Below are 13,798 nucleotides of genomic sequence, written 5' to 3' on the forward strand. Positions count from 1 at the left end.
ACCCGCGACAGGGGGGAACCAAAATGATAAGAAGATCGCTTTTTGTTAAAAATAGAATCGCTATAGGTTTAGCAGCCGCTAGTTTAGGTTTATCTGCAGCAAGTACTCAAGCTGTAACATTTGAAGCTGGAGGTTTTGATATTACCTTCGATTCAACCTTTTCATATGGGCAAAGTGTTCGTGTAGAAGACAGAGACTTTAACCTAATTGGCAAAAGTAATAACCCAGCATTTGATTGGACAGGATACAACCCAGCGCTAAGTAATACTATTTACTCATCACAAGATGTATGGGCACAACCGGGCTCTTACTCAAACAATGGTGATGCGGGTAATTTAAATTTTGATAGTGGTGACTCCTTCTCAAAACTATTGAAGGGCACACACGACCTTTCAATAAATAAAGATAACTACGGTTTGTTCACTCGCTTCATGTATTTTTATGACTTTGCGTTGATGGATGGCAATCATGCATATTCAAATCCTACATCAGGGCAGGGTGTTGATCCATGTGACGATAAAGACACCAAAGCACAAAGTTGTGCCGACATACGTTTATTAGACGCGTTTGTATGGGCCGATTTTGATTTAAATGATGGTAATAACCCTTTATCTGTCCGTTTAGGCCAGCAAGTAGTTAACTGGGGTGAAAGTACGCTTATATCTCATGGTATTAACGTAAACCCAGTTGATATAGATCGATTAAAAGCACCTGGCGCTGAGCTAAAAGAAGCATTTATACCAATCGGTATGCTTTGGGCATCGCTCGGAATTACTGAGAATATTACGCTTGAAGGTTTCTACCAATATCAATGGCAAGAAACACGTTTACCAGCAGCAGGTACATACTTTTCTACTAATGACTTTGCAGCAGAAAATGGTTATCAGCAGAATGTTCAATTAGGCTTTACGTCTAATCCTGATATTGATGTTGCTTTTTTAACGGATAGTTTAAATAACCTAACATCTGATTTTGCATTAGCAGCAGCTGCTCAAGGTATTGATCCTTCAAGTGCTGAAGGAAGCGCTTTATTAGCCCAAATGTATCTTGCTTACCCAACTAAGGTTGCATTAAAAGGCAAAGGGGATAATGGTAAAACAGAACCTGAAGATGGCGGCCAGTACGGTTTACGTTTAGGTATATTTTTACCTGAATTTAATGATACTGAAATTGCGTTATACCACGTGAACTACCACAGTCGTCGTCCGCTTATATCTGGTCGTGTATCAAACTTTTCGCAGGCAGCAATTGCTCAAGATTTAGCGATGATCATGACAACAGAAATTACGTCAGATAATGTTGCTGATTTAACCGCTTTTTCTAAAGCTGAAAACGACTACCCAGAAGATATTAAACTATATGGTTTAAGTTTTAACACAACTATTGGTGAAACAGCCTTTGCGGGTGAGTTTGCGTTTCGTCAAGATGAACCACTGCAAATTGATGACGTAGAGTTACTTTATACAGCTATGCCTGAGCAGTTAGCTCTTGCAGGTCTTCGTCCTGATTTTGCAGGTATTTCGCAAATGAGTTTTGGCGATGATATTAGTTCTGTTGGTGCGGGTGAAGTTGCTCAAGGCTATATTGAACGTGATACATCACAAATTCAATTCACGGCTACTCACTTATTTGGACCTTCATTAGGTGCTGATAGTTGGGCTGTAGTTGGTGAAGTGGGTGCAGTAAAAATTCATAACATGCCAGAATATGACGAAATGCGTTTAAATGTATCCGGTACTGGCCGTAGTGGCACAATTACAGGCCCAGGTACTACTGATTATTCAACATTGCAACTTGGTTTATCAAATGGCGCTGAAGAAAAATCATTCGCCACAGCATCTTCTTGGGGTTACCGCTTAATTGCTAAAGGTGATTATTTTAACCTTTACAAAGGTATTAACTTCTCTCCACGTTTTGTATTTTCTCATGACGTAAATGGTAATACACCAGACCCTATGTTCTTATTTATCGAAGACCGTAAATCTTTGGGTGCAACCATGAACTTTAACTACCAAAATGCGTGGTCACTTGATGTGAGCTATAACTCGTTTTGGGGCGGCGGCGATATTAATACTTTCTCAGATCGCGATTACGTTTCTTTTAACTTAAAATATTCTATTTAGGGGTAACATTATTATGATTAAAAAACCTACCCTCATCGCTACAGCTTTTTGTAGCTTGTTTGCAAGCAGCGCAGCTTTAGCTAAATTAAACGCTGATGAAGTTGCTCAATTAGGTCAAAACTTAACGCCAATGGGCGCAGAAAAAGCAGCTAATGCTGATGGCTCTATTCCAGCATGGAATAATGGCATTACTTCTGCACCAGCAGGTTATGAAGCTGGTATGCATCACCTTGACCCATTTACAGCTGATAAAGTGCTTTTCACTATTGATAAAAGTAATATTGAAAAGTACAAAGCCAATTTAAGTCCGGGTCAAATTGCTTTATTTGAAGCATACCCAGACACATTTAAAATGCCTGTGTATGAAACTCACCGTTCTGCGTCTTACCCTCAGTTTGTGTATGATGCGACTAAAAAGTTTGCACCGACTGCTGAATTAATTGAAGGCGGTAACGGTATTAAAAATACGGCGATTGGTATTCCTTTCCCTATTCCTAAAACGGGTTTAGAGGCAATTTGGAATCATTTATTACGTTACCGTGGCCAGTCTATTGAGCGTTTTGGTGGTCAAGCTGCACCAACTGCATCTGGTTCTTATAACTATGTTGGCTTTGATGAGCAGTTATTAGTTAAGTACTCAGACCCTAGTGCAACACCAGCAGAGCTACAAGACTCAAATATTTTGTTTAAGTTTAAACAAAGCGTTACAGAACCAGCTCGTTTAGCGGGTACTGCATTATTAGTTCATGAAACAATGGATCAAATATTAACGCCGCGCCAAGCATGGACTTATAACTCGGGGCAACGTCGTGTTCGTCGTGCACCTAATGTTGCATATGATGCACCAGGCACAGCTGCAGATAGCCTGCGTACTACCGATGATTTTGATATGTTTAATGGCTCGCCAAATCGTTACAACTGGACACTAAAAGGCAAGCAAGAGTTATATATACCTTACAACAGCTATAAACTTCATAGTGATAAGCTAGAGTACGATGATATTTTAATGCCTGGCCATATTAACCCAGAACATACACGTTACGAAAAACACCGTGTTTGGGTTGTTGAAGCTAACTTAAAAGATGATACACGTCATATCTATAAAAAACGTGTGTTTTACATCGATGAAGATAGCTGGCAAGTACAGGTTACTGATATTTATGATAACCGCGACCAACTTTATCGTGTAGCAATGGCTTATGGCCTTAACTACTACGAAGTACCTACACAGTGGAGTACGCTTGAGGTTTATCATGATTTGAATTCTCGTCGTTATTTAGCAATTGGTTTAGATAACCAAGAAAAAATGTACGATTTTTCACAGTCATTTAACGATAACGAATTTACTTCAAGCGCTTTACGTCGCGCAGGTAGATAGTATTAAACTAGGCATTTAACAATTTGTTAAGTGCCTTTTCCTTTCTCATCGCGTTTGTCTTACAGCGCGCAACGCTTTCCCCAGTAAAAAGACAAACAACTCTCTCGTACAAGGCGATTAAAATTTATGAAGTATTTGGTATATGCCAGCCTGATAATAAGCGGTGCGAGTGTTGCACAAGAAGCCCCTAGCAATGCAATCAGTGCAACAAATGCAGCTAAAACCTTACTCACCGACATAACCAACACAGGCAATGGTCTAATTGCAGTAGGTAAACACGGTACTGTTATTAAAAGTATCTCGGGTGATAAATGGCAACAAGCTGAGCTAGTCCCAACTCAAGTGCTATTAACTGCCGTTGATTTTAGTAATGAAAATAATGGATGGGCGTGTGGCCACGATGCAACAATAATAAATACTACTGACGGTGGTGTTAATTGGCAACTACAACAAGTACAACCAAAATTAGACAAACCATGTTTAGATATTCTATTTGAAGATGATTTAAAAGGTTTTGCAGTGGGCGCATATGGCATGTTTTATCAAACCACCGATGGTGGTAAACATTGGCAAAAACGCTTTTTAGATTCGCTATTATTTAGTGATGATCGTGATTACTTGAACGATTTAAAAGAAAATGACCCCGAAGGATACGAAGCCGAAACTGCTTCAATTTTACCGCACTTTAATCGAATCGAAAAAACAGATAATGGTTTAATGCTGGTTGGTGAGATGGGCTTGATGGCCAGAAGCATTGATGATGGTCAAACTTGGCAAAGGATAGAAGAAATTTATCCTGGTTCATTCTTTGCAGTTGCATCAGATAGCACACAAGAAATTGTGGCAGGGCTTCGAGGTAATGTTTTTGCAAAGCAAAATGGTGAACAGCAGTGGCAGCATTTCGAAAATGTTAAAACAGCGACGATCAACAACATCATTAATTATAATAACAAACAATGGCTTATGCTTGCCAACAGTGGCGTTATTTTTCATCTTCAAGATGGGTTACTCACCCATGAGCAGCTTGCTGACGGTAAAGCGATTCTTGATGGTGTAATATTAGATAACAGGCTGATTATGGCTACAGAAGATGGCATTAAAGTGAAGGAGTTAACCCCTTAATGCATAAACTACTCGATTTTATTGAAAAGGCGATTTTTAGACATCGCTTAATTATGCTTATAAGTTTTGCACTTATAAGCTGTTTACTTGTATTCAAAGCGACTCAAATTCAATTAGATGCATCGTTTAATAAAAATATTCCGTTAAACCACGATTATATGAAAGTGTATACCAAGCATGAAAAGCAGTTTGGTGGTGCAAACAGTATTTTGATTTCAGTGTGTGATGACAGTGGTGATATATTTAATCCAGAGTTCTTTACTCAATTAAAAGCGGTTCACGATCAGCTTTATTTCATTCCTGGCGTAAATCGTCCATTAGTTAACTCAATATTTTCACCCAGTGCTCGTTTTGTTGAAGTAGTGGAGGATGGCTTTGCCGGTGGCCCAATTATTCCTGCTAACTTTAAAGCAGATAAGCGTGGTTTAGGTGTAGTAAAGGAAAACATTGAAAAAGCAAAAGTTGTAGGACGTATGATTGCCAGCGATTATTCGTGTGCAATGGTAACTGCTCAACTTTTAGAAACTGATCCTCAAACACAACAAAAATTAGACACATTAGCTTTTGCACAAAAGCTAGAAAGTGATTTAAGAGAGCCTTTAAGTACGGACAAAGTAAGTATTCATATTATTGGCTTTGCAAAAATGGCTGGTGATATAGCGGAAGGTGCAAAAGGGGTGGTTGTATTTTTTGCCATTGCTATCGCTTTTACCTTTATTATGGTCTGGCTATTTTGTGGCAGTTTAAAGCTGACTATTTTGCCTATCGCATGTTCCATTATTGCTGTTATTTGGCAATTAGGCCTGCTTTCAAGTTTAGGTTTTGGCCTTGATCCTATGTCTATTTTGGTACCGTTTTTAGTATTTGCTATTGGTGTAAGCCATGGTGTGCAGATGATAAATGCGATTGGTAAAAAAGTAGGTGAAGGTAAAACAACACGTATTTGTTGTCAGTCAAGTTTTAGGGCTTTATTAGTGCCAGGCGGTATTGCACTGCTTTCAGACACCGTAGGCTTCTTAACATTACTTACCATCGATATTGGTATTATCCGTGAACTTGCCATTACAGCGAGTTTAGGTGTAGCAGTAATTATATTTACTAATTTAATCTTATTGCCAGTTTGGGCTTCGTACATGAACTTTGAAAATAGTGTACATATTCAATCTGGTGATGCAGCAAAACCAAACATGCTTGATAAAATCCGCGACTTACTTGTTAAAGCGACTGATCCTAAAGTAGCTAAAATGATTATTGGTTTTACCCTTGTTCTATTTGCTTTAGGTTACTGGCAAGCAGATAAAATGCGTATAGGTGACTTACATGCAGGCGCGCCATCACTGCATCAAGATGCTCGTTATAATCAAGACACGTTTTTAATATCAGACAAGTACACTATCTCGTCTGATATCTTAAAGGTAATTGTAGAAGCGTATCCTGCAGCATGTACTGAGCATGATGTGATGGAGCGTATAAGCCGTTTTCAATACAAAGTAGAGAATGTAGCAGGTGTTCAGTCTGCTGTAAGTTTGAGCTCTGTAGCTCAATCGGTTAACGCAGGCTACAACGAAGGCAATTTGAAATGGCAAAGCTTGCCACGAAATTCAGCAAGTTTAGTGCAGTCAACGTCTCGAGTTGAAACTAGTACAGGTTTACTTAACGGTGATTGTTCAGTTATGCCAGTGATTATATTTTTAGATGATCATAAAGCACAAACTATAGATACTGTAATTAAGAGTGTTAAGCAATTTGCGCAAGAAGAGGGCACTGATAAATTAGCATTTAAATTAGCTTCAGGACCTGTTGGTGTAATGGCAGCGACTAATGAGTCAGTTGCAGAAGCGCAAATACCAATGATGCTTTATGTTTATGGTGCCGTTATCATTTTATGTTTAATGAGCTTTAGAAGCGTAAAAGCAACGATTGCTGTGGTATTGCCGCTTTATATCGTATCAACACTTGCACAAGCACTTATGGTGCAATTAGAAATAGGCTTAACCGTTTCTACTTTGCCAGTTATTGCTCTAGGAGTAGGTATTGGGGTCGATTACGGTATTTATATACTGTCGTCGATGATGGGGCAGCTTAAGCAAAATGTACCATTAAGTGTTGCTTATCGAAATGCGCTTGTTGAACGTGGCAGTGCGGTTCTATTTACCGGTATTACACTTGCGATTGGTGTGAGTACGTGGATATTCTCAGATCTTAAATTCCAAGTTGATATGGGTATACTGTTAACCTTCATGTTTTTAGTGAATATGTTAGGTGCAGTGTTGTTATTACCCGCTATTGGTAGCCTTCTCTGGACTGACCAGAAAAAATAATGTGAATAATTTTGCTCCTAAATGGCCTGTAAAGGCCATTTATATCTACAATTTGTGAATAGATGACCAAATAGCTGAAATGCTTAAAATGTTTTCATCGAAAAGGCTGTTTATTAGCTGTAAAAGGGTTAGAATTTGATTGACTCCACGCTAATGAATAGCTGTACAAATTCCTGCTCCTGAGCAGTAATAGATTAAGGAACATACAATGACACGAAATGAAGGCCAAGCCTCGGTTATCCTAGATAATGTCTGTAAGCTGATCCAGAAAAAAGTTCGCGCTGATAATGTGTTACTCGTTGAGAAATTCGCCAAAGCCTTGTACAGCAATATGTCTAAAGAGGATTTGGCAAACCGCAACGATAGTGACCTATATGGCGCAGCATTAAGCCTTTGGAACGCGCTAGAAAAAAATACTACCGACGACGCAGTTATCCGCGTTTTCAACCCTGAAGTGGCAAAAGATGGCTGGCAGTCATCACATACAATCGTAGAGATTATTACTAAAGACATGCCGTTTTTAGTTGATTCTGTTCGTATGGCCATGACTCGTGAAAATATCGCCTCTCACTTATTACTTCACTGCCCATTAAAAATTAAGCGCGATGAAAACGCTAAAATTTCTGGATTATCAAATTTAAAAGCAGAGCAAGAATCCTCATCTACTAAAACAGTATTTTTTATTGAAATTGACCGTCAAACAGATTCTTCTGTGATTGAGTCTTTCAAGAAAGAGTTAGAGTCGGTTCTTGTTGATGTATCAGTTGCTGTCGATGATTGGCAGCCAATTCGTAAAAAATTGATTGCAGTAACCAAAGAGTTACCTAAACGTCATCATAATAAAACGACAGAAGAAGTTTCAGAAACAACTGAGTTTTTAGATTGGTTAGCGAAAGATAACTTTACCCTAATGGGTTACCGTGAATATGAGCTAAGCCCAGTTCAAGGTGATTACCAATTAAAAGGTAAAATGGAATCAAGCCTTGGCTTGATGAAAAACTCTACTGAAGAGCACACACGATTATTATCAGAATTACCAGAAGTTGCCCGCCAAGAAGCACGCAGCAGCAACCTACTGATCCTAACAAAAACTAACTCTGTTTCTCGCGTTCACCGTCCAGCTTACATCGATTACGTAGGTATTAAGCGTTTTGACGATGAAGGCAATGTAATTGGTGAAGACCGCTTTATTGGTTTGTTCTCATCAAGCTTTTACAATAACAGTGCTACTGATGTGCCTGTTTTAAAGAGTAAAATTAACCGCATTATGGAAATGTGTGATTTTGCTAAAGGTACACACGCTTACAAAGCTGTTTTAAATATTTTAGAAACCTACCCACGTGACGAGCTAGTTCAAGCGCGCGAAAGTGAGCTACTTGAAGTTGCTATGGGTGTTTTACAAGTACAAGAGCGCGATATGTGTCGCTTGTTTGTACGTAAAGATGCGTATGGTCGCTTTTTATCTTGCATGGTTTATGTTCCTCGCGAACGCTATAACACGGCTCTTCGTCGTGAAACGCAAGATATATTAGCTAATGCATTTAATTCTGACGATAAAGTCGAATTTACTACTTATTTCTCTGAGTCAACACTGGCGCGTACTCATTACACCGTTCGTGTGACCGACAACAAGATCGAATATAACGTGAAAGACATCGAAAACAATTTAGTAGAAGCTGCACGTACGTGGGAAGATAAACTTCAATCTGCACTTTTAGAGTCTGCGGGTGAAGCACGTGGTAACGATTTAAATCGTAAATACTGTAATGCATTTGCACGCTCATACAAAGACGAAGTGCTTCCAAGTGCTGCGGTTGTTGATATTGAAAAGTTAGAACTACTTAGCGATGAAAACAAGCTAGAAATGCTGTTTTACCGTCCTCAAGAAGAAGCAAACAGTAATATTGTACGATTAAGCTTATTCCATAAAGATGAGCCAATTCACTTATCTGATGTTATGCCAATGCTTGAAAACTTTGGTCTGCGCGTTGTTGGTGAAACACCATATTCAGTTAAAACTAGCGATGGTCGTATTAACTGGATCATGGACTTCTCGATGCTTATTGACAGCAAAGGGATGGCAGACTTTGATAAAATTTCAGCACGTTTTCGCGCTGCATTAACAAATGTGTGGGGCAACCGCCTTGAAAATGATGGTTTTAACCGTTTAGTATTAATGGGTGGCCTAACTGGCCGCGAAGCCTCTATTTTACGTGCTTACGCTAAGTACATGCGTCAAATTGGTGTAACGTTCTCACAAAGTTACATTGAAAGCACATTTGCAAATTATCCAAACATTGCAGCGCAAATTGTTAATTTATTTGCTAAAAAGTTCTCAGTTAAGAGCCCAGCAAGTGCTAAAACACTTGAAAAGTTAAGTACGCAAATTTACTTAGAACTTGAAAATGTAGCAAACCTTGATGATGACCGCATTATACGTTTATACGTAGATATGATTGTTGCGACACTACGTACCAACTATTTCCAAAAAGATGATGCAGGTCAGTTTAAATCTTATGTTTCGTTTAAAATACAGCCTAGCTTAATTCCTGATGTACCACTTCCACTTCCTGCGTTTGAGATCTTTGTTTATTCTCCGCGCGTTGAAGGTGTGCATTTACGTTACGGTAAAGTAGCGCGTGGTGGTCTGCGTTGGTCTGACCGTCGTGAAGACTTCCGTACTGAAGTACTTGGCTTAGTTAAAGCGCAACAAGTTAAAAATACAGTAATTGTACCTGTTGGCTCTAAAGGTGGTTTTGTATGTAAACAATTACCTAGTGAGCGCGAAGCGTTTATAAAAGAAGGCCAAGAGTGTTACAAAATCTTTATCCGTGGTCTTCTAGATATTACAGATAACATAGAGCGCGGTGAAGTAGTGCCAGCTCGTGATGTTGTTCGCCACGATGAAGATGATGCATACCTAGTGGTTGCAGCCGACAAAGGTACAGCTACTTTCTCTGATATCGCAAACGGCATAGCTAATGAATACAATTTCTGGCTAGGCGATGCATTCGCATCAGGTGGCTCGGTTGGTTACGATCATAAGAAAATGGGTATTACAGCTAAAGGCGCATGGGAGTCAGTTAAACGACATTTCCGTGAAATGGATATCGATTGTCAAACGACTGACTTTACAGTGGTAGCCATAGGCGATATGGCTGGTGATGTATTTGGTAATGGTATGTTGTTATCTAAGCATATTCGTTTACAAGTTGCCTTTAACCATATGCACATTTTTGTTGATCCGAACCCAGATGCTGCTACTTCTTACCCAGAGCGCGAACGTTTATTTAATATGCCGCGTTCATCGTGGGAAGATTACAATAAAGAGTTAATTTCTGCCGGTGGTGGTGTTTTCTCTCGTGCTGCTAAATCAATTACGCTTAGCCCAGAAATGAAAAAAATGTTGGGCACTAAAAAAGCAAGTATGACCCCAAATGAGTTAATGAAAGCTTCATTGATGATGGAGTTCGATTTACTGTGGAATGGCGGCATTGGTACATACATTAAAAACTCTAAAGAAACTGATGCAGATGTAGGGGATCGTGCAAACGATGCACTACGTATCAATGGTAGAGATTTAGGCGCTAAAATAATTGGTGAGGGTGGTAACTTAGGTGCAACTCAATTAGGTCGTGTTGAATTTGCAGCTAAGGGTGGTCGTGTTAATACTGACTTTATTGATAACGTAGGGGGCGTTGCCTGTTCAGATAACGAAGTTAACATTAAGATTTTACTTAATGGCTTGGTTGCTGAAGGCGACTTAACACGTAAACAACGTGATGAGCTACTTTATTCTATGACAGATGAAGTATCTGAATTAGTATTAAAAGACTGTTACCGTCAAACACATACTATTTCAATTACGCAGTCTAAAGGTACTTCAACGCTTAAAGAAAAGATTCGCTTTATTCATGCACTTGAAAAAGATGGTAAGTTAAACCGTGCTATTGAGTTCATTCCAAGTGATGAAGAATTGGCAGAACGTGCAGCCGCAGGTAAAGACTTAACTCGCCCTGAGCTTTCAGTGCTAGTGTCTTACGCAAAAATGGTATTAAAAGAGTCTTTAGTAAGTGATGAAATTACTGAAAACCCTTACTATCGCCAATTGCTTGTGAAGTCATTCCCACGTCCTCTACGTGAGAAGTTTAACGATGCGATGAACAACCATCCACTTCGTAAAGAAATTATTGCAACTAAACTTGCTAACAGTATCGTTAATGATATGGGTTTAAACTTCATGGTACGTATGCATGAAGAAACCGGTGCCAACGAAGCTGAAATTGCAATGTGTTACTCAATTGCTAGCGAAATATTTGAAATGCGTGATACATGGTCTTCTATCAGCGCACTGGATAATAAAATACCAGCAGCGGTACAAACTGAAATGCTTTACCAACTTCGTCGTACTGTTCGCCGTACTACGCGCTGGTTCTTACGTCATCGTAATAAGTCACAAACGATTGAACAAGGAATTGAATTCTTTGCGCCAACGTTTAAAGATTTAAGCGATAATTTAAATACATACATGATTGAAAAAGAAAATGACCGTATTGTAATTGAAGCTAATAAGTTAATTGATGCCGGCGTTCCTGCAGATATAGCTAAGCGTATTGTTTCGTTATCAAGCTTATTCTCTGTGATGGATTTAGCTGAGGTTGCTAATAATTCAGGTAAGAGTATTTCGATGGTATCGAATACTTACTTTAAACTAGGCGCGAGAATGGGTCTGCATTGGTTCTTAGAGCAAATAACTAAGCAACCAGTAGCAAATCATTGGCAAGCACTTGCTCGTTCATCTTACCGTGAAGAGCTTGATTGGCAGCAACGTACGTTATCTGAAGTGGTGCTAAATAGCTTTGAAGGTGACGAGAGCGATGTTGATAGTCAAATAGATGAGTGGATGGATAGCCAAGATTTATTACTTCAGCGTTGGAAACAAATGTTGGCTGAGTTTAAAACATCACAAAGCCACGACTTTGCTAAGTTCTCAGTTGCACTTCGTGAACTTATGTTATTAAGTCACAACTGTGATACATCAGGAAAATAATTTAGCTTTAATCAGTTATTTGTTTAGTAAATAAATAACTGATTGTTAAAATTGTTATACAATACCTCAGCCTTGTCTGAGGTATTTTTTTGTCTGAAATTTAAAAAGAGGATTATATTGATGTTTTATGATTTAGCTCGCCGTTTTATGTTTACCCGTGATGCGGAGTGGGCGCATGAGTTTGCACTTAATAATCTTCGTCGTTTTGCTAATACGCCTCTAAATATAGCTTGGTCACAAAGTGTTTCAGATAAACCCGTAAACTTTTTAGGTCTTGAATTTAAAAATCCAGTAGGGCTTGCCGCTGGCCTGGATAAAAATGCAGAATGTATAGATGCATTTAGCCAAATGGGATTTGGTTTTATTGAAGTTGGAACGGTTACACCGCGTCCTCAAGTTGGTAATGACAAGCCACGTATTTTTAGACTTCCAGAGTCAAACGCAATTATTAACCGTATGGGTTTTAATAATAAAGGTGTTGATAATTTAGTCGAAAATGTAAAAGCAGCAAAGTACAGTGGCATACTCGGTATCAATATTGGTAAAAATAAAGATACACCTAACGAGCAAGGTAAAGATGACTACATTCATTGTATGCGTAAAGTATTTGAGCATGCCTCATATATTACGGTAAATATTTCATCACCAAATACCCCAGGGCTTCGTGATTTACAATATGGTGCTGCACTTGATGATTTATTGCAAAGTCTTAAAAATGAACAGTTAGATTTAATTGCAAAGCATAATAAGCAAGTTCCTATGCTTGTAAAAATTGCACCGGATCTCGATCAAATACAAATAGAGCAAGTAAGTGAGTCACTTTTAAATAATAAAATTGATGGTGTAATTGCCACAAACACAACGCTTGAGCGAGCCGCAGTCATGGGGCAGCAATATGCACAAGAGGCGGGCGGTTTATCAGGTCACCCTGTTAGAATGCGCTCTACAGAGGTAGTAAGTGAGCTAAAACGCTTAACACAAGGTAAGCTACCAATCATCGGAGTCGGCGGTATTGATGATGCTACATCTGCAAAAGAAAAGTTAGATGCAGGCGCAAATTTAGTTCAGGTTTATACTGGGTTCATCTACAAAGGTCCACAATTGGTAAAGTCGATCGTTAACGGCTTATAAGGATCAGTTATCTAAGCTTTTGATCGTTAGCTAAATGTTCTAAGCAAACATTTTAAAAATGGTCAAAAGCGGTTATACTCTGAGCAATAATTATTCAACATACCCAAGGAGGAGTAAATGTTACAAGCATCAAAGCAATGGCAGTGGATTACTTGTCCTGATAAAAATCGTTTGTTACTTGATTTAAATGACGACATGCAATTATGCACGCCTTATAAATTAAGACAGCTCACCGATTCTGTTTTTAAAAATCCACGTTTTAGTCTCGAAGATGCTGCATTTTACGAACAAGTTTATAATTATCTGGATGGATTTGAATTGTGGTCTGCGGCTCAAATTTGTCAAATATCATTAAATGCTACTGCTGTTAAGTATCACTTAAAACCCGTTTTAGCAAAAAGTTGGTTTTTTGAAGAATATACCGGGACAGAGCCAAGCGTAGAGGCAATAGTAAAATTAACATCTAAAGCGCAGTCAGGTGATTTTTTAATTGTAGAGCATTGTCCTGATGCATCTATTTGTTTGAATTTAAGTGAAACCTTTAAATTAGACGAAAACTTATCTTTAGCGCAATTTGAAGTAATCCGTATTTTGAATAATCGAGTACACCCCATCCTAAATCAGCAATATCAAAGTCAAACCGCGTAGGGTCTGTTGATCTTTGCGGATTAAA

General features: G+C 38.7%; 7 protein-coding genes. All 7 read left to right on the forward strand.

Features of this window, described 5'->3' with window-relative positions; translation table 11 throughout:
* Positions 1–23 precede the first annotated feature (23 nt).
* The gene (locus I6F54_RS07465) at positions 24–2,123 is read left to right on the forward strand and encodes a DUF1302 domain-containing protein (protein WP_165727870.1); all 2,100 of its coding nucleotides are present in this window, start codon (positions 24–26) and stop codon (positions 2,121–2,123) included.
* A 13-nt stretch (positions 2,124–2,136) separates the two neighbouring features.
* Entirely contained in the window at positions 2,137–3,501 is a 1,365-nt protein-coding gene (locus I6F54_RS07470; protein ID WP_165727871.1) for a DUF1329 domain-containing protein, read from the forward strand.
* 126 nt (positions 3,502–3,627) lie between these two features.
* On the forward strand, positions 3,628–4,623 hold the full coding sequence (locus tag I6F54_RS07475) for a WD40/YVTN/BNR-like repeat-containing protein (RefSeq protein WP_197140575.1): 996 nt from the start codon (positions 3,628–3,630) through the stop codon (positions 4,621–4,623).
* A complete protein-coding gene (locus I6F54_RS07480) occupies positions 4,623–6,944 on the forward strand; it encodes an efflux RND transporter permease subunit (protein ID WP_197140577.1) in 2,322 nt (773 codons plus the stop codon). The genes I6F54_RS07475 and I6F54_RS07480 overlap by 1 nt, the downstream gene beginning before the upstream one ends.
* 208 nt (positions 6,945–7,152) lie before the next feature.
* Positions 7,153–11,994 (forward strand): NAD-glutamate dehydrogenase, encoded by a 4,842-nt coding sequence (locus I6F54_RS07485; RefSeq protein WP_197140579.1) that lies wholly within the window; start codon positions 7,153–7,155, stop codon positions 11,992–11,994.
* A gap of 120 nt (positions 11,995–12,114) precedes the next feature.
* Positions 12,115–13,125 (forward strand): quinone-dependent dihydroorotate dehydrogenase, encoded by a 1,011-nt coding sequence (pyrD, locus tag I6F54_RS07490; protein WP_010552659.1) that lies wholly within the window; start codon positions 12,115–12,117, stop codon positions 13,123–13,125.
* A gap of 117 nt (positions 13,126–13,242) precedes the next feature.
* Positions 13,243–13,773: a cell division protein ZapC gene (locus I6F54_RS07495; protein ID WP_007586900.1), complete on the forward strand. Its 531-nt coding sequence runs from the start codon at positions 13,243–13,245 to the stop codon at positions 13,771–13,773.
* Positions 13,774–13,798 lie beyond the last annotated feature (25 nt).

This window comes from Pseudoalteromonas sp. SWXJZ10B (assembly GCF_015864475.1).
GTDB lineage: Bacteria > Pseudomonadota > Gammaproteobacteria > Enterobacterales > Alteromonadaceae > Pseudoalteromonas > Pseudoalteromonas arctica.